Origin of the sequence: Halomonas pelophila (genome assembly GCF_040196315.1) — a bacterium.
GTDB classification, from domain to species: Bacteria; Pseudomonadota; Gammaproteobacteria; order Pseudomonadales; family Halomonadaceae; genus Halomonas; species Halomonas pelophila.
In genome coordinates this window covers 237691-260259 of the sequence record NZ_JBEGCI010000006.1, presented here as the reverse complement: position 1 = coordinate 260259, position 22569 = coordinate 237691, and the positions used below count along the sequence as shown (strand labels likewise).

20 protein-coding genes are annotated in these 22569 nt (G+C 65.5%); 9 read left to right on the top strand and 11 right to left on the bottom strand.

Going from position 1 to position 22569, the window contains the following annotated elements; genetic code table 11:
- Positions 1-55: 55 nt before the first annotated feature.
- Entirely contained in the window at positions 56-1336 is a 1281-nt protein-coding gene (locus ABE957_RS09150) for an exonuclease SbcCD subunit D (RefSeq protein WP_349758357.1), read from the top strand.
- The gene (locus ABE957_RS09145) at positions 1333-4659 is read left to right on the top strand and encodes an AAA family ATPase (protein WP_349758356.1); all 3327 of its coding nucleotides are present in this window, start codon (positions 1333-1335) and stop codon (positions 4657-4659) included. Before ABE957_RS09150 ends, ABE957_RS09145 begins: the two co-directional genes overlap by 4 nt.
- A 194-nt stretch (positions 4660-4853) precedes the next feature.
- Here ABE957_RS09145 and ABE957_RS09140 read toward each other — a convergent pair whose 3' ends face one another.
- Entirely contained in the window at positions 4854-5540 is a 687-nt protein-coding gene (locus ABE957_RS09140; protein WP_349758355.1) for a winged helix-turn-helix transcriptional regulator, read from the bottom strand.
- Between the two features lie 148 nt (positions 5541-5688).
- Here ABE957_RS09140 and ABE957_RS09135 point away from each other — a divergent pair, with 148 nt between their 5' ends.
- Positions 5689-6540 (top strand): class I SAM-dependent methyltransferase, encoded by an 852-nt coding sequence (locus ABE957_RS09135; protein WP_349758353.1) that lies wholly within the window; start codon positions 5689-5691, stop codon positions 6538-6540.
- Positions 6541-6569: 29 nt separating this feature from the next.
- Entirely contained in the window at positions 6570-7679 is a 1110-nt protein-coding gene (locus ABE957_RS09130; RefSeq protein WP_349758352.1) for a carboxymuconolactone decarboxylase family protein, read from the top strand.
- Between the two features lie 335 nt (positions 7680-8014).
- Here ABE957_RS09130 and ABE957_RS09125 read toward each other — a convergent pair whose 3' ends face one another.
- The 9 genes from ABE957_RS09125 to mntR all read right to left on the bottom strand — a co-directional run bounded on the left by ABE957_RS09125 (position 8015) and on the right by mntR (position 16735).
- The gene (locus tag ABE957_RS09125) at positions 8015-9001 is read right to left on the bottom strand and encodes a phage exclusion protein Lit family protein (protein WP_349758351.1); all 987 of its coding nucleotides are present in this window, start codon (positions 8999-9001) and stop codon (positions 8015-8017) included.
- Between the two features lie 44 nt (positions 9002-9045).
- Complete coding sequence (locus ABE957_RS09120; RefSeq protein WP_349758350.1) at positions 9046-9807, bottom strand: hypothetical protein; 762 nt, start codon at positions 9805-9807, stop codon at positions 9046-9048.
- Positions 9808-10059: 252 nt separating this feature from the next.
- On the bottom strand, positions 10060-11073 hold the full coding sequence (locus ABE957_RS09115) for a nuclease-related domain-containing protein (protein ID WP_349758349.1): 1014 nt from the start codon (positions 11071-11073) through the stop codon (positions 10060-10062).
- A gap of 319 nt (positions 11074-11392) precedes the next feature.
- Positions 11393-11800: a GFA family protein gene (locus tag ABE957_RS09110; RefSeq protein ID WP_349758348.1), complete on the bottom strand. Its 408-nt coding sequence runs from the start codon at positions 11798-11800 to the stop codon at positions 11393-11395.
- 222 nt (positions 11801-12022) lie between these two features.
- Positions 12023-13162 (bottom strand): metal ABC transporter permease, encoded by a 1140-nt coding sequence (locus tag ABE957_RS09105; protein ID WP_349758347.1) that lies wholly within the window; start codon positions 13160-13162, stop codon positions 12023-12025.
- Complete coding sequence (locus tag ABE957_RS09100) at positions 13162-14307, bottom strand: metal ABC transporter permease (RefSeq protein WP_349758346.1); 1146 nt, start codon at positions 14305-14307, stop codon at positions 13162-13164. The genes ABE957_RS09105 and ABE957_RS09100 overlap by 1 nt, the downstream gene beginning before the upstream one ends.
- Positions 14304-15098, bottom strand: a complete 795-nt coding sequence (locus ABE957_RS09095) for a metal ABC transporter ATP-binding protein (protein WP_349758345.1) — start codon at positions 15096-15098, stop codon at positions 14304-14306. Before ABE957_RS09095 ends, ABE957_RS09100 begins: the two co-directional genes overlap by 4 nt.
- Before the next feature lie 34 nt (positions 15099-15132).
- The gene (locus ABE957_RS09090) at positions 15133-16116 is read right to left on the bottom strand and encodes a metal ABC transporter solute-binding protein, Zn/Mn family (RefSeq protein WP_349758344.1); all 984 of its coding nucleotides are present in this window, start codon (positions 16114-16116) and stop codon (positions 15133-15135) included.
- A gap of 172 nt (positions 16117-16288) precedes the next feature.
- Positions 16289-16735 carry a manganese-binding transcriptional regulator MntR gene (mntR, locus tag ABE957_RS09085; RefSeq protein WP_349758343.1) on the bottom strand — a complete coding sequence of 149 codons (447 nt, stop codon included), beginning with the start codon at positions 16733-16735 and terminating at the stop codon, positions 16289-16291.
- Positions 16736-17043: 308 nt separating this feature from the next.
- Between mntR and ABE957_RS09080 the strand changes: the two genes are divergently transcribed.
- The 5 genes from ABE957_RS09080 (at position 17044) to ABE957_RS09060 (ending at position 21353) form a co-directional block, all read left to right on the top strand.
- Positions 17044-17622 carry an antibiotic biosynthesis monooxygenase gene (locus ABE957_RS09080; RefSeq protein ID WP_349758342.1) on the top strand — a complete coding sequence of 193 codons (579 nt, stop codon included), beginning with the start codon at positions 17044-17046 and terminating at the stop codon, positions 17620-17622.
- 68 nt (positions 17623-17690) lie between these two features.
- On the top strand, positions 17691-18329 hold the full coding sequence (locus tag ABE957_RS09075; protein ID WP_349758341.1) for a hypothetical protein: 639 nt from the start codon (positions 17691-17693) through the stop codon (positions 18327-18329).
- Positions 18330-18443: 114 nt separating this feature from the next.
- Positions 18444-19355: a homocysteine S-methyltransferase family protein gene (locus tag ABE957_RS09070; RefSeq protein ID WP_349758340.1), complete on the top strand. Its 912-nt coding sequence runs from the start codon at positions 18444-18446 to the stop codon at positions 19353-19355.
- A 66-nt stretch (positions 19356-19421) separates the two neighbouring features.
- Positions 19422-20576: an acetylornithine deacetylase gene (gene argE / locus ABE957_RS09065; RefSeq protein ID WP_349758339.1), complete on the top strand. Its 1155-nt coding sequence runs from the start codon at positions 19422-19424 to the stop codon at positions 20574-20576.
- A 33-nt stretch (positions 20577-20609) separates the two neighbouring features.
- Positions 20610-21353, top strand: a complete 744-nt coding sequence (locus ABE957_RS09060; protein ID WP_349758338.1) for a glutamine amidotransferase — start codon at positions 20610-20612, stop codon at positions 21351-21353.
- Positions 21354-21490: 137 nt separating this feature from the next.
- Here ABE957_RS09060 and ABE957_RS09055 read toward each other — a convergent pair whose 3' ends face one another.
- Positions 21491-22465 carry a DMT family transporter gene (locus tag ABE957_RS09055; protein ID WP_349758337.1) on the bottom strand — a complete coding sequence of 325 codons (975 nt, stop codon included), beginning with the start codon at positions 22463-22465 and terminating at the stop codon, positions 21491-21493.
- Positions 22466-22569: the final 104 nt, after the last annotated feature.

The following is a 22569-nucleotide window of genomic DNA, read 5'->3' as shown; positions in this document are numbered from 1 at the left end:
TCGCTCGGGTTAGACTACGGCTTTTGCCGCGTGACGGACCACCGGGGAGCCGACCTTGAGACTGATCCACACCGCCGACTGGCACCTGGGCCAGAGCTTCCACGGCCAGGAGCGCCACGTCGAGCATCGCGCCTTCCTTAACTGGCTGCTCGACACCCTGGTCGAGCGCAACGCCGACGCCCTGCTGGTGGCCGGCGACATCTTCGACGTGGTCAATCCGTCGCTGGCCGCCCAGGCGCTGCTCTACGACTTCATCGTCGACGCCCACCGGCGCCTGCCGGGCCTCGAGATCGTGCTGATCGCCGGCAACCACGACAGCGGCAACCGCATCGAGCTGCCCGCCCCACTGATGCGAAGGCTCAACACCCACGCCCTCGGCCGGGTCTACTGGCAGGACGACGGCGACCTCGACGCCGAGCGGTTGCTGGTGCCGCTCACCGACGCCGAGGGCGCGACCCGCGCCTGGTGCCTGGCGCTGCCCTTCCTGCGCCCCGCCGAGGTGACCGGCACCGGCGTGCGCGCCGACGAGGACGACGACGCGCCCAACGACTACGTCGCCGGCATCAACCGCGTGCACACCCGGCTGATCGAGGCCGCCCGCGCCCGGCGCGAGCCCGGCCAGGCGCTGGTGGCGATGAGCCACGCCCACCTGCACGGCGCCGCCGTCTCCGAGGCCAGCGAGCGGCCCATCGTGATCGGCGGCGAGGAGTCGATCTCCGCCGCCCTCTTCCCGGACGACATCGCCTACGTGGCGCTCGGTCACCTGCACCGCGCCCAGCAGGTCGGCGAGGCGCGGATTCGCTACAGCGGCAGCCCCCTGCCGCTGGACTTCAGCGAGGTCAGCTATCCCCACCAGGTGGTGGAGGTGATGCTCGAGGGCGAGGCGCTGGCGAATACGGAGGCCATCCCCGTGCCCCGCCCGGTGGCCATGCACCGCGTCGGACCCGCGCCGCTGGAGCAGGTGCTGGCCGAGCTCGCGGCGCTCGAGGACGATCCCGAACTGTCAGGCGCTCGGGGGCGGGAGCGTTCACGAGATACCTGGCCCTGGCTGGAGGTGCGCGTCACGCTCGAGGCCCCGATCCCCGACCTGCGCGCCCGGGTGGAGGCGGCGCTCGAGGGCAAGGCGCTGCGCCTGCTGCGCCTCGAGCGCCGCCTGCCCCGGGTCGAGGGCGAGGACGCCCCGGCGCGCATCGACCTGGAGAGCCTCGGCCCGCGCAAGCTCTTCGAGCGCACCTGGGCCGACCGCTGGGGAGAGCCGCCGGAGGCGGACGTGCTCGCCGACTTCGACCGGCTCTGCCAGGACGTGCTCGACGCCGACGAGGAGGTGACGTCATGAGAATCCTCGCCCTGCGCCTGGAGAACCTGGCCTCGCTGCCCGGCCCCCTCGAGCTCGACTTCACCACCGCGCCGCTGAACGATGCCGGGCTCTTCGCCATCACCGGCCCCACCGGCGCCGGCAAGAGCACCCTGCTCGATGCGCTCTGCCTGGCGCTCTACGGCGGCACGCCGCGGCTTCGCCAGGCCCCGGCCCGCGACAGCCAGGTCGACGACACCCCGGACTCCACCCTGACCACCAGCGACCCCCGCACCCTGCTGCGCCGTGGCACGGCGAGCGGCTACGCCGAGGTGGACTTCGTCGGCCGCGACGGGCGACGCTACCGCGCCCGCTGGGCGGTGCGCCGCGCCCGGGAGAAGGTCGGCGGCAAGCTGCAGAAGGCCGAGCAGTCGCTGCGCGACCTCGACGACGACCGCCTGCTGACCACCCAGAAGCGCGAGTTCGAACGCCTGCTGCCGGAGCGCCTGGGGCTCACCTTCGACCAGTTCACCCGCGCCGTGCTGCTCGCCCAGAGCGAGTTCGCCGCCTTCCTCCAGGCCGACGACAACGAGCGCAGCGACCTGCTCGAGCGCCTCACCGGCACCGCCGAGTACTCGGCGATCTCCAGGGCCGCCTACCAGCGCGCGAGCGCCGCCAGGAAGGCCGTCGAAGCCCTGGAGGCCAGGCTCGCCGACGACCGGCCCGCCGACGCCGAGGCTCGCGCCGAACTGGAGCAGGCGGCCGAGGCTACTCAGCGAGCGCTCACTGACCTGCAGAGCCAGGCGGCATCGCTCCAGGCCCGGCGCCGCTGGCACGACGACGATGCCAAGCTGCACGAGGCATATCGCCAGGGCGTGACCCAACAGCAGAGCGCCGAGGCCGAATGGCAGGCGCTGGCCGAGGCGCGCGCCGACCGCGAGTGGCGCCGGCTGATCGCCCCGCAGCGCCATGCGCTGGCCCGCCGGGCCGCCCTGCCCGACGAGATCGCCGCCCTGGAGGTGAGCCACGCCGAGACGAGGCGAGCGCTCACCAACGCCGAGCGCGAGCAGGCCGAGGCCCGCGAGGCCTTTGATGCCCGCGAGCGCGCCCTGGCCGAGGCCTCCGCGGCGCGCCGCGAGGCCGAGCCCGCCCTGCGCGAGGCCCGGGAGGAGGCCCAGCGCCTCGCCACTCAGGAGAAGCAGCTCGCCGACCTGGAGGCGGCCCGCACCCGGCAGCAGGCCGAGGCCACGCGGCTGGCCCGGGAGCACCGCACGGCCAGCGAGGCCCAGCAGGCGCGGCAGCGACAGCGCGATGACTGGCAGGCGACCCTCCAGCGGTTGGTGGGCACTCACCCTCGTCTCGACGACGCTCGCCAGGCCGCTCAGCAGATCCACGACCAGGCAGCCCATCGCCACCTGGCGCTGGGCGAGCTCGCCAGCCGCTGGCAGGAGCTCGGTCGCGCGGAGCAGGCCCTCGCCCAGCTCACCCGCCGGCTCGGCGACGACGAAACCCGCAAGAACCACTTGCTGACCGAGGGCCAGAACGCCCGCCAAGCCCTGGACCGCGCCCAGGCCCACCTCGACAGCGTCAGCGCACTGATCGATCGCAGCCGCGCCGTGCGCAGCGAGAGCGTAGCGCGGCTGCGCGAGGCCCTCGTCGAGGGCGAGCCCTGCCCCGTGTGCGGCGGCCACGATCACCCCTGGCGGCAGCACCCGCCGGCCACGCCGGAGGCCGCCCAGCTCGAGGCCCAGGAGGCGGAGGAAGCCCGCCAGCTCGACGCGGCCCGCGAGGCGCGCGACGCGGCTCAGCGGCAGCGCGACGAGCTTTTCGGCGAGTACCGCGCCGTGGAGGCCGCCCTCGCCCGCCACCGGCAGGATCGCGAGGCGGCCGAGCGGCAGCGCCACGCCGCCCAGGAGGCCCTGGAGGCACATCCGCTGCAACAAGAGCTCGCCGCCATCGAGGCGAGCGAGCGGAAGGAATGGCTCGATGCCGAGCGCGAGGCGAGCGAGACCCGCCGCCGCGAGGCGCGAGAGCGCCTGGACGAGCTGGCCCGGGCCGAGGCCGAGCTGGCCCCGCTGGAGCAGGCGCTGCAGGAGGGCCATGTCGCCCTGGCGCGCCTGGAGGCCGAGAAGCAGCACGCCGACACGGCGCTGGCCGACCTGGACGAGCGGCTGCCGCCGCTGCGCGACGAGCGCGAGCGGCTTTCCCGTGGGCTCGCCGCCCGGCTCGGCGATCACGCCTCGCCGGACGCCTGGCAGCAGCACCTCGACGCCCGCCAGGAGCAGGCCCGCCAGGCCCGCGACGCCGCCCAGGCACGCTGGCACGCCGCCCAGCAGGAGCAGCAACGCCTCGCCCAGCGGGTCGAACACGAGGCCGAGCGGCTCGAGGGGCTGCGCCGTGAGCGCGATACCCTCGCCCGCGAGCTCACCGACTGGCGAGCGGCGAACCCCGAGCTGACCGACGCCACCCTCACCCGGCTGCTTGCCCAGACCGAGGAGGCGGCCCGCAACGAGGAGCGCCAGATCGAGGCCGCCGACCAGGCCCGCCAGCGCGCCGCCGCTACCCTCGCCGAGCGGCGCGACGCCCTGCTGCGCCACCGCCGCGACCAGGGCCTGATCGAGGAGATCGAGGAAGCGAGTCGCGAAGAGGAGCGCGACGAGGCGCTGCTCGGTGACGCCGTGGCCGAGGCACTGCGCCGCCGCCGGGAGGCACTGGAGGAGGCCGAGGCCGAGCTGACCCCGCGCCTGGAGGAGGCCCAGCGGGCCCGCGACGAGGCCGCCTTCGCCCTGAGTGACGACGATCGGCGCCGCGAGCGGCGCAAGGCCGGCCAGACAGAGCTCGAGACCGCCCAGGCCGAGTTCCGCCGCTGGGGCCAGATCAACGAGCTGATCGGCTCCGCCGACGGCAAGGCCTTCCGGCGCATCGCCCAGGCCTACAACCTGGAGCAGCTACTGGAGCACGCCAACGCCCACCTGAGTGGGCTCTCCCGCCGCTACCGGCTGGTGCGCGGCGGCAGCCCCCTGGGCCTGCTGGTGGTGGATGTCGACATGGGCGACGAGCGCCGCTCGGTGCACTCGCTCTCCGGCGGCGAGACCTTCCTGGTCTCCCTCGCCCTGGCGCTGGGGCTCGCCTCCATGGCCTCCGGCGAGCTCACCATCGAGTCGCTGTTCATCGACGAGGGCTTCGGCAGCCTCGACCCACAATCCCTGGCGCTCGCCATGGAGGCGCTGGACGGCCTGCAGGCCCTGGGCCGCCGCGTCGGCGTGATCTCCCACGTGCAGGAGATGCACGAGCGCATCCCTGTGCAGATCCAGGTGGAGCCGCTGGGCAACGGCACCAGCCGGGCGAAGCTGGTCAGTCAGTAAGGGGAGAGAAACGGCTCGCTGACGTGGATGAATGCCTCGTCAGCGAGCCGGTATTTCTACTTCGAGCCGTCCGCCGTCGGCCACAAGCGAACATCATGTGAAGCTTCCCACCTAGGGTTCCCAGATTCACCGCGGCTGTTTCCGACCGACCACACCAGAAGATCCACATCGCCGATGGCTACGCATTCCAACGTTCAGTTCGGCTGCTGCGGCCTCACATCGGCAAGAAAATAGAGACCAAGCCAGGACCGAATGTTGCGCGTATAAGCCGAGGGCGCTACGACCTTTAACTTACCGCTATCACGGGCGTTGTTTATGGACAGGTCGCCCAACCATACCTCGGTCATGGTGCGTAGATCGGTGGTGATATTGACGTCCACGTCGACACAAGGATTGTCGATGCATAGATCGACGTCTTGACCGTTCACCTTGATCCACCAATGGTTGTATCTCTGCAGATCGGTATAGTGAAAATGGATGATGGTCCGGCCTCCGGGCAGTTTTTCCGGATCAATTCTCGATTGGACATTGTTCATCAGCAGCTGAACGTCCAGTTCATCGTCAGTCATCTGTCCGCGCGCCCAGCGCATTCCCCATTCGGCGATCTGGATGATAATAGGGTAAAGCTCACGACCAGCCTCGGTAAGCTGGTATTCCTGGCTTCGCTGATCAGGCACGCACCGCCGGATTATGAGCCCAGCTTCTTGCAGGGTGTGCAGACGCTTGTTCAATACGGTGGGGGATATCTTGCTCAATCCCTTCTGCAACTGACTGAAACGCGTCGCCCCAAGCAATAACTCTCTCAGGATCAGCAACGTCCACTTTTCCCCGAGTATTTCAGCTGCTTTGGCAACTGGACAAAACTGTCCGTATTTCAGCATGTTGTATCCCCATCGGCATCACTACGCAATACGTAGTCGATTACTACACATCACGCAGTATCTGCCATATCGGTCTGCTCCTACCTTCTGGATAGCCTAGCGCGAGGCTAAATCCCAACGAAAACGTCGCGAATGTGGAGATCAGACCATGACCATTCAAGCACAGCAGATCGAGGAATCACGGGGCAGTGAAGCCATCGCGGCCTTGAAGGCCCGGCAGAAGGCTACTTGGGAGGATGGGGATTACGCCCACTTTGCCAAGTATATGGAACAAGGCGCCATCGATATCGTTTCCAACTGGCACCTTACACCCGGACAGCGTCTCCTGGATGTTGCCTGCGGGAGCGGTCAGTCGGCACTGCCTGCTGCGCGTCTGGGGCTCAAGGTGACAGGCGTCGATATCGCTCAAAATCTTGTCGACTGTGCCAATCAGCGAGCGCGTGATGAAGGGCTGGATGCACGCTTCGATCAGGGAGATGCTGAGAAACTTCCCTTCGAAGAGGCCTCGTTCGACTCAGTCATCAGCATGATTGGTGCCATGTTCGCACCACGACCCGATCGGGTTACCAGCGAGTTTGCGCGGGTACTGCGTCCTGGCGGCACACTTTACATGTGCAACTGGACGCCCAGAAGCATGCCCGCGCAGCTGTTCCAGGCAGTAGCCAAGCGTGTACCGCCACCTCCGGGAGCGATATCCCCGGTATTGTGGGGAGATGAGTCCACCGCAAGGCAAAGGCTGACGGAACATTTCACCAACGTTAAGTTCCGGCGAAAACTTTATCCCAAGTGGCACTTCCCATTTTCAATCGATGAACTGGTGATGCTGTTCCATACCACCTTCGGCCCTGTAAAGAGAGCGTTCGAAGCCGTTGACGAGGCAGGGCAGCAGGCTCTATCGAGAGATCTGGCTGAAATCTATCGAACCTATAGCCTGCCAGCTGGTGAGGGTGGCCTCACCCTACAAGGTGAATACCTCGAAGTAATCGCCACACGACGTTAATGGTTTCCGATCAACATAAGGAGCGCATCATGGCACTTTTACCGAAAACACTCCGCTTTTGGCTGTTCGATACCCTATCGCTCAGGACCGTGCGCTACGTAGAGGCGGTTCCGCGCCACAAGGCGAGAGGGCTCGTCGCAGAAGTCTACGACATGATCACTGACGATTTTTTCATCAACGGCTCACTCACTAGCCGCTCCAAGGTGCCATTGCTTCTAGCGGCGATCTGGAGTGCCGGACGGGAAACCGCCTTGGTTGACGACCATCTCGATCGCACCACCAAGGAAGCGATGACCGCCACGCTATCCAGCATCAACGATTGCCCCTATTGCGGTGACATGCTGGTGAGCCTGGTGCATGCAGGCGACCGCCACGATGATGCCAGGCAGATTCTCAGCGAACGGGAGGATCAAATCACAGATCCCTTGCTCAGAGAACGCTTGCTGTGGGTACGAGCGGTTGCCACACCCGGCGCAGAGCCGCCCACGAGCGTCCCTTTTAACGACGATGAGTTGCCTGAAGCGATCGGGGCGCTGATGGCGTTGAGTGATATTAATCGCTTCAGCCATATCGTCATGGATGGTTCGCCGGTCAAAGCGCCCTGGAGCCTGGATGCTATCAAAGCGGCTGCACTATGGCTCTTCGGTGGCGAGCTGCGTGCGACACACACTTCCCCGCTCCAGCCGGGGCGAAGTCTGACTCTCTTGCCCCCCGCCGAACTGCCGGCCGACATGCACTGGGCGGCCTCCCACCCGCGTATCGCCCGAACACTCGCCCAATGGGCCGCTGCCGTGGAGCAACAGGCGCAGGGGGTGGTACCTGCGGAGACGCAGCAACTGGTTCATGCAAGGCTGAAAGGTTGGCAGAACGAAGCAATGCCCATCAGTCGTTACTGGGTGGAGGCTGAAACCGAAGGACTGGAAGGCGAAGCCCGAGACATCGGCCGTTTCGCACTGCTGGTGGCCAAGGCCTCATACCAGCTGGACGACGAGATCATCGAGACCATACTGGGCGACAAGCGTGATGATGAACGCTTCATTCGCATTCTGGCTTGGTCCACCTTCACAGCAGCGCGCCATTTTGCCAATCGCATTGCCGGCCTTTCAACGACACAGGCAACGGCTAGACAAGTTGCTTAGTGCAGGTGACCCTTCCCATCACACTGGAGATCATCGAAGGAAATAAAAAAGTAGACCTGGCGAGTTCCGGGTGCATGGTCCATCGATCATTGCACCCGGCTCGCAAAGAGATTCACTGAATCAGGAAAGGTCCTAGAAAGGTGATGGCATAAGACAATGAAAGCTGACTCCATTTACCTAGTGATTTTATCAAGGACAAACCAACATGCGAACATTACCGGACAGACCTCTTTCGGCCAGAATCAGACGTATAGAAGAAGCTTATGTAACGCCGCCATAAACGGCGCAAGCTTGCGAGCGTCGGGCGACCGTAGGGAGCGAATTTGATGGCTTTTTTATATACCATTTTCAAGATCAACTACCAAGTCTAAACATAGCGACTTATAGCTTTGGATGGTTTTTGGCGAAATACTTATTGAGTAGTATTTTAGCAGCGCCAAGGAAAGTGATGAAAAATACAGCCAAAACCAGTCATCATCAGGTAAATTTACGTCTTTTACGGTCGCTAGCCAGCGCCCATGAACAGGTGGGTGGCTTTCTGAACCGGCAAAACGGTCTTTTCCTGTTGCAAATAATATAAATGCGGATGCAAGGGCAACCCCCATCATTCGCTTCCTTATAACTTCATCCTCGGGATAACCACTCGACTCGGCGTACTGACGAATTTCAGATATCATCATTTCCTTAGCAAACTCATCACACCTATACTCTTCGATCCTAGGATCTTCAGGCGCATCACCTTCTGCAGAAAATATTACGTGTTTTAACTCATGCAAGAATACATATGCTGTTGCCATACATGTTAAATCAAAAACGGCGGCACGCTCAGCATCTTCGGGCCTTCCACTCTCTGGCTCCGGTATGTCTGAGGGCCAACTAAAGTCATCTTCATGAAATACTGAATTTAAATCTTTTACGGCATCTACTATTTTTTTGAATTTTTCATCTTCTTCTGCTTGACCAGGCATCCTGTTAACTTCATCAATTTCGAGCGTTTTATTCAAAGATTTAAGCAATACAATTAGTGAAGAATAACAATGCAGTGCCTGCATTCCCGCGTAGCCGAAAAGCCACATTTGGCGCGTTGACCTACTTGTGTATTGAATCGCAGAGAACCCGCCCGCATCTAAATTGAATCCTTCACGATCTGCGATCAATCTAAACTTATGATCATACTTCTGTGTAATAGCCTCAATATCTGTAGCTCTCTCAGGAACCACTCCATCAAATAATTTACGAACAATACTTGTGGCTTCCACCATTCCTCCTTTGGCATATAACGCTTTTTCTAAGCGGCGCGCAGTAGCAACGCTGCGGAGCATCTCACGGATGGTCGCAGGCCCGGAGTACGCTTGAGCAATTTAACTTAATAGTTGCGCATGCTTTCAATTTTAGCCTTCTTTCTATCCATGCTTTCTTTTCCGAAGTTTTCAAGCCTAAGCTTAAGAAAACCCTCAGGATTCATTTTACAGTGGTAGTGATGGTGTTCTTTAAGCTGCTTTTCTTTCTCTTTCTCGAGCTCTTTCGGCGATTTATGTTTTACGCCCCACAATTCAAGGCCTTTTCTTGCTGCCATGTACAAGCTATAGGCGAAAGCCAAAAAAGATACAACAGGACTCGCCCAGCCAAAATATGCAATTAATGCTGGAATTACACAAAGCCAGAAGATCAGGGCCATGCGTAATGTTTTTATGCCTCTTGCCTGGAGGCGAAGCTCGTTTTCAACCTGAGCACTTGTTTTAAATGGTAATTCTGAGTATATTTCAGCTAGTCTATCTTTAGATAGGTCAATATTTGGCTTATCGCCTTCTGGATAGTCTCCCCAGCAGTGATAAATTCCGCTTTTTCTCGGGTAGCCTAGCAAGTAATTTTCACCAGCTAAATCTTTTGTTGTCAACTTGATGTCGGTCAGGTTCTTTACTAAAACCATCAACGGTGCTGGGTACCTTTCAATCCAGTGTTTCAGCTCCGCCTCAGCAATCTCCTTAGTTTTCTCTACTAACTCAGGGGTGTATATATTAATAGTTAGCAGGGAAAACTCTTGGTCAGTAAAAACTGGCGAATAGTGTACATAGTATCCCTTTCTTTTTTCTTCAATATCTTCGTACCGAACCCAGTCTTTAATCACGAAGTCTTTGCCTCAAGTGAAAATAAAAGGTATTAGGTGGAGCGCTCTGATATTGAATGAGCGCGCCGTCACGTTCAACAATGTTATGCTGCGCACCGTTTTCAACATAACATACTTAAACTCGAAATATTAAGTATACCTTGGCAGTATAAAACTGATCACAGTTCCGGCTGTATAACACCGATGAGCGTGCTCGCTGCCTTATCCGGTGTGACCGCTTTGGGTCGATAGCTGACATAAAATCTCCCTCCCCTATACCTGCCGAAAGACCAGAAACTGCTGCGCGCATTTCCTACAGGTTCCGGTGTAATCCTGGCCATCCTTGGATACGCGCACGCTCTTCCAGCCGCAGGCGGGGCATGGCTGCTTCATCGAGGTGTTGGTGCTGCAGCGGCCGCATTTCACGTAGTAGCCGTACTGGCCGTACATGCCGGTGAGATGACGTGCCTCTCCGCACTGCTTGCAGGCCAGCAGGCTCTGGGGTTGTGCGGTGTGCTCGGTATGAAAGGAGACATTTTCCGGCGCTGGGGCAGCCGAATAGTGCGGTTCGGGCTCAGCAACGGGGGTGGCCGGTTCTGGTGTGGCGGTTGCGCTATCGCTGCCGGCCGGGGCAGTGCTCACCTGTGCGTAATGCTCGAGCAGGAAGCTGCCGATATTGTCGAGCTCCCCCGCGAAGAACCCGGCCCGCCCCTTGAGAAAGCCTACCTTCAAGTTGCCGACGAGTTCCTTCACCTTGCTGGCCACGAACTCGGTTTTCACAACCCTGTTCGCTACGTCCTTTGGCATCTTGTCGCGATGCAGGATGGCGGTGCTGGAAATGGCGCAGAGCGTGCGCCACTCGCGATGGGCCACTTGCGTCTGGATACCCAGCAGCTTGCCGAGAAAATGTTCAACATTATCGCTCAGCAGCGCCTTGAGTATGTCCAGTTGAAGCTCACCCTGGCGGATCGGCGACGGCATCCCCATCCAGTTGCCCTGGTAGCTGCGTGACCACTCGCCGGCAGCATTGACCGTGACCTCACCGACGATGCTCTTGGACTCGACGATGATGAAGCCGTAGGGGTGGAGGATCAGGTGGTCGATCTGCGCCCGCTCGCCGTGGTGCTCGAGACGCAGGTCGTTGATGACGTGGATCTGCTTGTGCTCGCCGAACTCGCGGCGCAGCTGGAAGGCGACGTCCTGCTCCTGCTTGTGGCCGTAGAAGGCGCGCTCGTCGCCGCCACGGCCCTCCCCGTTCGGGGAGGCATCCTTTTCCTTAAGGATCATGGGCTTGTCCCTGCATGTCGGCCCGATTGGCGGGCCATCGCTGACGCTTTGCAACATTTCGTTACCCGTCAGCCTGACACCAAAGCGGCCTGAGGGCCAGCCATGCGAAAGTCGCGAGGGGGCGAGACGCCGGGACTCGACGCTCCTTCAAGACCGTCAGGGCCTGCTCGCTCTCTCGGCCTGCACGGAGAGGTGACCGGGGGGCCGCCGGCCATGACGTTGGCGCTGATGTCATGCCTCACACCAGCAGCAGAATTGAGAGGGTAGCGACCGAGTTCACCAACCGCATGCAATGGCGATCTGTTTTTCCTGATGGGCATCACGTGCCCATCAGCTGGGCCTCGGTCAGGTTGGTTGTCCTGTTCTCGAAGGCATAGAACGATGGCTTCCTGTCGACACAGGATTGCTGCCTGAAGGTGAAAGCCGCCTGATGCTCGAAGAGCCCCACGGGAATGAAATGGGTATGGGTATCCTTCAGGCGGAAAAACAGATGACTACCACATACGTTACAGAAACCGCGCTCCGCCCATTCTGAAGATGGGTAAACCGAAATGTTTTTCTCGCCGTCGAAAGCGACGTCACTCCCACAGCGACTGACCATCAATGGCCCGCCTCCCCATGTCCTGCACATCCCGCAATGGCAGGCCTCGATGCCCTTGCGGGCGTTATTTGCGGTGAATGTCACTGCGCCGCAGAGACAGGCCCCTTTTCCTTCGAAGGTTTCCATCGCCAACTCCTCAGGTTGTTAACAAGGGGGAACCACATGGCCGGCGCTGGACGTCACGCTCGAAGGCCCCGTTGAACTGCACGCCGCCGGCTATCTCGTCTCAGTATGAAAGATTCCGCGCAAATGGGCTGACGCCAGAGCGGCCTGAGGGCCAGGCATGCAGAGGTCGCAGGGGTAAGACGGGGCGGGCTTCCCGGTGAGGTCAGCCCGCGAGGAAAGGCGTCAGACGGCTCGGCGGCCGCTGGGATCGAGGATCTCCCGGGCCATCTCCCGGCCCTGGGAGGTGAGGCGCAGGGCCTCGCCCTCGCGCACGATCAGCCGCTGGTCGCTGCTTCGCTGCACCACCCGGGCGGCCTTGGCGGCGTCCCAGCGCAGGTGGTCGCGCAGGGCGCGGATGACGTTCTCCTCGCCCTGCTCCGGCTCCCCTTCGTGGTTATAGAGGTGCACGGCGAGGGTGCGGATCTCGTTGTGGCGGCGCTGGCCGCGGCGGCGCAGCAGCTGGGCGACCAGGCCATAGCGCGGCCCGGCGAGGAAGGCCAGCATCAGGAAGGCGCCGGTCATCACCGCCATCATGCCGCCGATCGAGACGTCCCAGGCCACCGCCAGGGCGTAGCCGCTGACGCTCGAGCCGATGGAGACGGCGATGCCGTAGAGGAACATCAGCCACAGCCGGTCGGTGAGCAGGTAGGCCGTCGAGGGCGGCACGATGACGAAGGCGACGAAGAGCACCGCCCCCACCGCGTCGAAGGCCGCCACGGCGGTGCCGCTGGTCAGCAGCAGCAGCGCGTAAAACAGCAGCCCCGGCGCCAGGCCGAGGGCCTTGGCCAGCGCCTCGTCGAAGGTGGCGAGCTTGAGCTCCTTGAAGAACAGCACCACGAAGGCGGCGTTGAGCAGGGTCATGGCGCCCATGGAGAGCAGCGAGCGCGGCACCCGGTAGTCGCCGAGGGTCACGGTATCGAGCCACACGAAGCCGATCTCGCCGAGCAGCACGGTGTGGGTGTCGATGTGCACGTCCCGGGCGTAGAGGTTGAGCAGCAGCACGCCGATCGAGAACAGCACGGGGAAGACCAGGCCGATGGCGGCGTCCTTCTTGACCCGTCGGGTGCTGACCAGCAGCTCGGTGAGAAACACCGTGAGCACGCCGGCCAGGGCGGCGCCGAGGATCTGCACGGGCCCGCTCTGCTGATGGGTGATCAGCCAAACGATGACGATACCAAAGACGATGGAGTGGCCGATGGCGTCGGAGAGCATGCTGGTGCCGCGCAGCACCAGGAAGGTGCCCACCAGGGTGGAGGCGATGCCCACCAGGGCGCCCACCAGCATGATCTGCAGGGCCACGTTGTCGAGCAGGGCGGTGAGCATCAGGCGTCCTCCCGGCCGAGGGCGTCGAGCACACGCTCGGCCTCGTCGATGCCCGCCGAGGTCAGCACCCAGCGCCGGGCCGGCCCGGGCTCGCCGGGCGGCGAGGCCTGCCATTCGACGAGGCCCCGGCGCTCGAGCTGGCTCAGCACGGCGCGGGTGCGCAGGCCGTGGTAGGTGTCGAGCATGCCCTGCTCCGAGCGATAGACCGGGTCGGCGTGGTGCACGGCGAGCCGGTAGAGGGTGGTCAGCACCTGCTGGTAGCGCAGCCGGCGCCGCGCGCGAACCCGGCGCAGCGCCTCCCAGAGGAAGCCGCGCTCCGGCGCCAGGGTCAGCGACACCAGCACCACGCTGGAGACGCTCAGGATGATCAGCGGCCCGGTGGCAAGCCCCCGGGAGAGCGCGCTTAACAGCGCGCCGAAGATGCCGCCGGCCACGCCGATCAGCGCGGCCAGCAGCACCATGTCCTCGAGGCGGCGGCTCCACTGGCGGGCGGCCACCGCCGGGGCAATGATCATCGCCGCCATCAGCACCACCCCGACCATCTGCAGCCCGACCACCACGGCCAGCGCCACCATCACCGTGAGCAGCACCTCGAGCCAGGCCACCGGCATGCCCAGGGAGGTGGCGAACTCAGGGTCGAAGGAGACCAGCTTGAACTCCTTCCACAGTGCCGCGACCAGCGCGAGGGCCACGGCGGTGATGCCGCCCATGATCCACAGGTCGGAGCGCAGGGTCGCCGCCGCCTGGCCGAACAGGAAGGCATCGAGGCCGCCCTGGGAGGCGTTGTTCATGCCTTGGATGTGGGTCAGCAGCACCACGCCCATGGCGAAGAAGACGCTCAGGGTGATGCCGAGGCCGGCGTCGGTCTTGAGCCGGCTCATGCGGGTCAGCAGCAGCATCACCAGCGCGGCCAGCGCGCCGGTGGCCAGCGCCCCGAGCAGGATGCTGCCGATCTCCCGGGTGCCGGCGATGATGAAGCCCAGGCAGACCCCGGGCAGCGCGGCATGGGACATGGTGTCGCCGAGCAGGCTTTGCTGGCGTAGCACCGCGAAGGTGCCCAGCACCCCACTGACGAGCCCCAGCAGGGCCGCCCCGGCGACGACGTTCTGGATGGTGTAGTCGGAGAGCAGCTCGACGACGCTCATCCGGCCCGCTCCGCGGCCTCGGCGGCCGCCTCCCCGGAGCGGAAGGTATCCTGGTCGAGCAGGGCGATCTGGCCGCCGTAGGCCTGACGCAGGTGATCGGCGGTATAGACCTCGGCGACCGGCCCCTGGGCGATGACCCGCACGTTGAGGATCAGCAGCCAGTCGAAGTAGCTACGCACCGTTTGCAGGTCGTGGTGCACCACGATCACCGTCTTGCCCTCGTCGCGCAGGCGGCGAAGGATGTCGACGATGGCGCGTTCGGTGGTGGCGTCGACCCCGGCCATGGGCTCGTCGAGGAAGTAGACGTCGGCCTTCTGCACCAGCGCCCGGGCCAGGAACACCCGCTGCTGCTGGCCGCCGGAGAGCTGGCTGATCTGGCGCTTGGCGAGGTCGGCCATGCCGACCAGCTCCAGCGCCGCCATCGCCTCGTCGCGCTCGCGACGCCCCGGGCGACGCAGCCAGCCCAGCCGGCCGTAGAGCCCCATGGTCACCACATCCAGCGCGGTGGTGGGGAAGTCCCAGTCGACGCTCGAGCGCTGCGGCACGTAGCCGACCCGGCGACGCTGCGCCTTGTAGGGGCGGCCGTGCAGGGTGACGTGCCCCGCCACCGTGGGCACCAGCCCCAGCACGCTCTTGATCAGGGTGCTCTTGCCGGCGCCGTTGGGGCCGATGATGGCGGCCATCACCCCGGGCGGTACGTCGAAGTCGATGTCCCACAGCACCGGCTTGCTGTGGTAGCTGACGGTCAGGTCCTCGACGTGCAGGGCCAGATCCGGTTCGTGTAGCGACATGGGACACTCCTGTGGTGGGCGGCCGTCGGGGGAATCAGGACGCGGGGATGTCCCAGCGTTCGGCCCAGGCCTCGAGGGGGGCGGGCAGCGGGGCCAGCTCGCCGCCGAGGGCCTCGACGATATGCCGGGTATTGGCGTGGAGCATGCCGATGTAGGTGCCGCCGGCGGTGCCCGCCTCACCCATGGCGTCCGAATAGAGCTGGCCGCCGATCTCGACCTCGTGACCCTGGTCGCGGGCGGCATCGATCACCGCCTGGACGGTGCGCGGATTGATGGTGCTCTCGATGAACACCGCGGGCACCTCGCGCTCGATCACCACCTGGGTCATGCGGCGGATATCCGCCACCCCGGTCTCGGTCTCGGTGCTGATGCCCTGGATGCCGGCCACTTCGATGCCGTAGGCGCGGCCGTAGTAGTTGAAGGCGTCGTGGGCGGTGACCATGATGCGCTGCGCCTCAGGAATCGTCGCGATGCTCTGCTCGATCCAGCCGTGCAGCGCCTCGAGCTGGGTGTCGTAGGCGTCGGCGTTGGCCTGGATGGCCGCCTCGCAGTCGGGGCGCGCCTCGACGAAGGCCTCGGCGAGAGTGGGAATGATCTGCGCCCACAGCGAGACGTCCATCCACAGGTGCGGATCGATGCCGTAGACGTCCTGCACGGTGATCAGGCTCGCCGTGTCGATGGAGGATGGCGCCACCGCCACGGTCGGGGTGATCTCGGCGAAGCGTGCCAGCACGTTGCCGAGCTGACCCTCCAAGGAGTAGCCGGAGTAGAAGATCTGCTCGGCCTGCTGCAGGGTCGCCACGTCCCTGGCGCTCGCCTGGTAGAGGTGGGGATCGACTCCGGGACCCATGATCGCCGAGACGTCGGCGCACTCGCCGCCCACCTCGCTTGCCACGTCGGCGATCATGCCGATGGTGGTCACGGTGGTCACCGGCGGCTCGGCCGCCATCGTCTGGCCGCTCAGCGCCAGCGGCGCCAGCGGCGCCAGCAGGCCAAGTGTGCTCTTCCAGCGTGTCATATGCCCTTCCCCATCAACGTGGCCAGAGTGCGGTAATCGATCAAGTATAGCCTTTGCTATACGACAGGGTAACGCGGGAGTGCCTCCCCCGCCCAGCATGCCGTCGGCAGGCTCGTTGTCATTCCGTCCGGCAGGCGTCGCGCGGTGCGGCCCGAGGCGGCGTCGCGGTCGTTCAGCCCTCGTCGAGAAAGCGCTCGAGGGCGGCCAGGGTCTCGCCGCTGACGTGATGCTCGATGCCCTCGGCATCGAGGCGCGCGGTCTCGGCGCTCACCCCCAGCTTGCGCAGGCAGGCCTCGACGAGATGGTGGCGCCGCCGGCTCTCGGCGGCGAGGCGCTCCCCGGCCTCGGTCATGGAGATCCCCCGGTAGGGCCGCTTGACGATCAGCCCTTCCTCCGCCAGGCGCTTGAGCATCTTGGCCACGGTGGGCTGGGCGACGCCGAGGCGACGCGCGATATCGATCTGGCGGGCCTCGCCGCTGTCGGCGATCAGGTCCGAGATCAGCTCGACGTAGTCCTCCGCCAGCTCGGTGCGCCGCGCATCGCGCGCCTTGCGAAAGCCCTGCACGTGGCTATCCGGCTCGATGAGTCGCCCATGGCGAGGCTTAAGCGCTGATGTCATCGGATCCTGACCTGAGATAAGGAGCTGGCGGGAGAAGAGTGGGGGCGTGATGTCCTCATGATGCCTGGTGGCAGCGAGATTGCAATTTCGGCGGCGCGGGCGCCTCGCCCACAGCGGGCACCGGTTCACTCGCCAGGCACGCCCCATCATGCAGAATAAACCACTGCCTAATGAGCTTATATGCAGGCCATCTTTCTGCACTGCAGTGACACTCTGGTATGCTTATTGCTTGTGAGATCACGCGGGCCTACCCGGCCCGAGGGATCACGGCGCCCTACCCTGGCGCCGACCAAACGAGGAGCAACCCGATGTCATCCGATCCGGTTACCCTGATGGTGGCACGCCGCGTGGCCCGCGGCCGCTACCGCGACTTCAGCGCCTGGCTCGAGGAGGGCCGCGAGCTCGCCTGCGACTTCACCGGCTACCTGGGCTCCGGCGTGCTGGCCCCGCCGCCCGGCGAGGACGAGTACCAGATCATCTTCCGCTTCCGCGACGCCGAGACCCTGGCCGCCTGGGAGCACTCCGCCTCGCGCCGCGCCTGGCTGGCCCGCGGCGAGGGGCTCTTCGAGGCGCCCCACGAGCACCGCGCCACCGGCCTGGAGGGCTGGTTCCAGGACGCCACCGGCCAGGCGCCGCCGCGCTGGAAACAGGCGATCGCCATCTGGCTGGCCTTCTTCCCGGTCTCGCTGGTGTTCCAGGCGCTGTTCGGCGAGGTGCTCGCCCCCCTGCCGCTGCTGCCGAGGGTGCTGATCGGCACCCTGATGCTCACCCCGGTGATGGTCTTCATGTTCATCCCCCTCTCCATGCGCCTTCTGGGGCCGTGGCTGCGCGGCGAGCTCACACCCTTGGCGCTGTTCCGCCGCCGCCTGCACCAGCGCAGGGCATAAGCGCAGGGCATAAGCGAAAGCCATGCGATAGGATGTGACGCTGTTTCACCGTCGAGGGGTAGAACACCTTGCGTCACGATCCGCTGCTGTCACTCAGCCAGTATCACCCCGTGGTGATCGAGGGCATGGGCAGCCACGACAGGCGCGACCCCGATGCGGTCGCCGCCACCGTAGCTCGGCGGCTGCGCTCGCACTGGGCCCGGCGGCGCCTGGACAAGCCGGCGCTGATCGTGACGCAGGGCGATCCCCTGGAGGCCCGTGGCATCTCGGCCATCACCCCAAGGGTGGCCTGCGAGTTCCATCTGGCCCGGGGCCTGGTCTGTCTGGATGAGGAAATCGCCGATTACCATGCGCCCAACGCGGATCGCGACAACGTGACGGTGGAGCTGCGCTATTCCCAGCTCGCACGGGTATTGAACGCGCGCCAGCCCGACGCGATGACGCGGCTCGAGGCGGCCGTGGATCGCGACATCACGCGCAAGAACCAGCGCCGCCACGTCCTCGGCAAGGTCCCCCTGAAGGACTACTTTCGCGACTTTGCCCTGCTGCAGGAGGTCACCAAGGCCGGCTGCCGGCAGCTCTGCGGCGGCCTCACCGTGGCGCACACGGCAAGCGAGATCCACGAGTTTTCCGTGACCAGCTTCTACACCGTGGGCGTGGCGCTCGGCTGGGTCGAGCCCGACGACATGGTCGCGTATCCTTCCTGAGCGGCCCGCACCGCGCCGACGGCCCCTGACTCGACAGACGCTCGAGCCGACAAAGGCCCACGCGGGCAGTCGTAATTCAAAGGCATTGGCCATTCAGAGAAGGACCATGATCGGATGAGCGCTGAACAACATCGCATAGTGCTGCTGGACGGGGGCATGGGACAGGAGCTCAGGCGTCGCAGCGATCGACCCGCCACGCCGCTGTGGTCGGCGCAGGTCATGCTGGACGAACCTCAGCTCGTCGCCGCGGTGCACCGCGACTTCATCGACGCCGGCGCCCGGATCATCACCACCAACAACTACAGTGCGACGCCGCAGCGCCTGGCCCGCGACGGCGACCCCGCGCTGTTCGCGCCGCTGCAGGCCGCCGCGCTGGACGCCGCTCGCCAGGCCCGGGAGCAGAGCGGCCAGGCGGTGCGCATCGCCGGCTGCCTGCCGCCGCTGGTGGCGAGCTATCACCCCGAGGTAGTGCCGGATGATGCCACCTGCCTGCGCGACTATCGCCGCCTGGTGCAGGCCCAGGCCGACGGGGTCGACCTCTTTATCTGCGAGACCATGACGCTGACCCGGGAGGCGCTGGCCGCAACCCGCGCGGCGGTAGAGCACGGCGCCCCGGTGTGGGTCGGCTTCACGGTGGACGACAGCGACGGCATGCACCTGCGTTCCGGTGAGCCGCTGGCCGAGGCCGCCCGAGCGGTGGTGGAAGCCGGTGCAGAGGCGGTGCTGGTCAACTGCTCGGTTCCCGAGGCGGTCACCACCGCCATGGCGGCGCTGGCCGATCTCGGCGTGCCCTTCGGCGGCTACGCCAACGGCTTCACGGCGGCGGCGGATCTCGCGCCCGGCGGCACGGTCGAGGGATTGGAGACCCGCGAGGACCTGGATCCCGCGGGCTATGCCGAACATGCCTGTCGCTGGGTCGAGCAGGGCGCGACCATCGTCGGCGGCTGCTGCGAGGTCAGCCCGGCGCATATCGCCGCCCTGGCCGAGCGCCTCACCGCCGAGGGCTATCGCCTGGTCTCCGCCTGAGGGCGAGAGGCCGACCCGGGCCGGCCGTGATAGGCTCGGGGCCACTATCCATGTGAGGAGCGCGCCATGACCGCCGCCGAGCTACTCGATCGCCTGGTGGGCTTTGCCACCGTCTCCCGGGACTCGAACCTGGACCTGATCGCCTTCGTGGAGGGCTATCTGGACGAGCACGGCGTGGAGCACTGGCGCGTCGAGAGCGACGATGGCCGCAAGGCCAACCTGCTGGCGCGCATCGGGCCCAATGTGGCGGGCGGCGTGGTGCTCTCCGGTCATACCGACGTGGTGCCGGTGGATGGCCAGCCCTGGTCCAGCGATCCCTTCACGCTGACCGACAAGGGCGACGGCCGCCTCTATGGCCGCGGCACCTGCGACATGAAGGGCTTCATCGCCTGCGCGCTGGCCGAGGTGCCGCGCTGGGTGGGCCTCGAGCTCGAAACGCCGATCTGGCTGGCCCTCTCCTACGACGAGGAGGTGGGCTGCATCGGCGCCCCACGGATGATCGAGCGGCTGCTCGCCGATCACCCCCGCCCGGCGGCGGTGATCGTCGGCGAGCCGACGATGATGCATCCAGTGGTGGCCCACAAGGGCGCCACCAACCTGCGCACCACCGTCACCGGCCGCGCCTCCCACTCCAGCCAGGTCAACCAGGGGGTCTCGGCGATCCACGTGGCCGCGCGCCTGGTGACCCGCATCGAGGACGTGATGGCGGAGCTCAAGGCCGAGGGGCGCGTCGACGAGGCCTTCAACGTCGTGCACTCGAGCCTGCACGTGGGCAAGATCCAGGGCGGCACGGCGATCAACATCATGGCGCGGGAGTGCACCTTCGAGTGGGAGATCCGTCACCTGCCGAGCGACCGCTTCGAGGAGCTGCTGGGGCGCGTCAACGCCACCGCCACCGAGCTCGAGGCCGAGATGCGAAAACGCGCGCCGGAGGCCGGCATCGTCACCGAGGCGCTCAACACCACGGTGCCGGCGCTGGCCGACGACAACAACGCCGAGGTACTAGCGCTCTGCCGCGAGCTGCTCGACGAGCGCCCCGCCGGCGCCGTGGCCTACGCCACCGAGGCCGGCCAGTTCCAGCGCGAGGGGCTGCCCACGGTGATCTGCGGCCCGGGCAGCATCGGCCAGGCCCACCAGCCCGACGAGTACCTCGACATCGAACAGCTCGAGGCGGGCGCGCACTTCATGGCGGCACTGGGCGAGCGGCTTCAACGAAAGTAGAATGCCGGCTTCCTGCCCTCGTCTGGAGCCCCCATGCCGCGCCTGATGATCGTCAAGACCGGTGACAGCTTCGCCGACGTGGTCCGCGACCACGGCGACTTCGAAGACTTCTTTCTCACCGCCCTGGCCCCGATGGCCGAGGCGGACGACGAGCTTACCCTGACGGTCCACGATGCCCGCACCGAGGGCGTCCCGCCGCTGCCGGCGGCCGAGGACGGCGTGCTGATCACCGGCTCCCACGCCATGGTCAGCGAGGCCGAACCCTGGAGCGAGGCGCTCAAGCCCTGGCTCGTCGAGGCCCGCGCCCGCGGCGTCGCCATGCTCGGCGTCTGCTATGGCCACCAGCTGATGGCGGCGGCCTTCGGCGGCGAGAGCGGCTACCACCCGGGCGGCCGCGAGGTCGGCACCCGGCGGCTGCGCCTGACCACGGCCGGGCGCGCCGATCCGCTGCTCGGCACCCTGCCGACGGCCTTTCCGGCCCAGCTGACCCACTCCCAGTCGGTGCTCACCGCCCCGCCGGGCGCCGAGGTGCTGGCCGACAACGGCCACGACCCCTTCCAGGCGCTGCGTTACGGGCCGCGACAGTGGAGCGTGCAGTTCCACCCGGAGTTCAGCGCCGAGGTGATGCGGGCCTATCTCGCCCACCAGCATGAGGTCCTCGCCGCCCAGGGCGAGGAGCCCGAGGCGCTGCTGGCCGCGGTCGCGCCCACCCCCGAGGCCGGCGGCCTGCTGGCCCGCTTCGCCGAGCAACTCGCCCGCACGCCCACCCTCGCCTAAGCCCAGACACGCTGCGCTCGGGCAAGAGCGCGCCTCGAAAAAAGCCTCGGACATAAAAGCGCCCCCGCACCGAACGGTGCGGGGGCGCTTCGCTGTCATGGCAGCCGGCCTAGCGGCACGGGGCTAGCGGCAAGGGGCTAGCGGCGTGAGACCTCGGCCACCTCGCCGGCTGTCTCGTCCTCCAGGGCCTGCTGCTGGATGCGCCCGATGTCCGGGGCCCCGCCGGCGGCCTTGCGACGCTGGCGATGCAGGTCGCGCAGGGAACTGACCATCATGGTCACGACGATGATGCCGCCGCCGATCAGCGCCAGGTCAGTAGGCACCTCGCCGACCCACCACCACACCAGCAGCGAGCCGAGCAGGGTCTCCAGCAGCAGCACCAGGCTGACCTCGGCGCCGGGCAGGTAGCGAGCCCCGGTCTGGATCAGGAAGTAGGCGGCCGGCAGGAACAGCGCCATGATCGCCAACAGCGGCACGTCCTCGGCGGGCGGCAGGGTCGCGCCGCCGAACAGGGCGGCCGGCAGCAGCATCGCCAGGCAGCCCAGCGGCAGGATCACCGTGGTGTCGATGCCGCGGCGACGCTCACCCTTCTGGGCGCTGGCCACGGTGGTGTTGATGGCGATGGAGATCGGCACGAACAGCGCCACGCCCAGCCCCAGCAGGCTGCCTTGCCCCACCTCGCCGGCGGCCATCAGGCTGGCCCCGCCGACGCAGATGGCGATCACCACCCAGGTCTGGCGGCGCAGGCGCTGCCTGAAGAACACCAGGCCGATCAGCCCGGCCACCAAAGGCGCCAGGTTCATCATCACCAGCACGTTACCCGCCGAGGTGAAGCGGTTAGCGATGACAAAGGCCCAGCCGCTGGCGGCGAAGGCCAGCGGACACCACCAGGCGGCGGGCCCGCAGGCGCGGATCGCCTCGGGCAGGCGATGACCATAGCGCAGCAGGGCGATCATCAGCAGCACGATGCCCAGCAGCAGGCCACGCCAGAACAGGAAAGTGACCGGCGATACACCGGTCCCCTTGACCAGCAGGGCATCCGGCGAGAGCAGCAGCACCCCGGTCATGGTGATCAGGTAGCCCCGCAGCCGGAACGGCAAGCGCTTCCACATGCTCGTATCATTCCTCTTTCGATCTCATTAACGACAAGCAGGCCGGGGGGATCCCCGGCCTGCCATGGTCACGGACGTCGGCCGTCCCGGAGCTTCACCCCGGG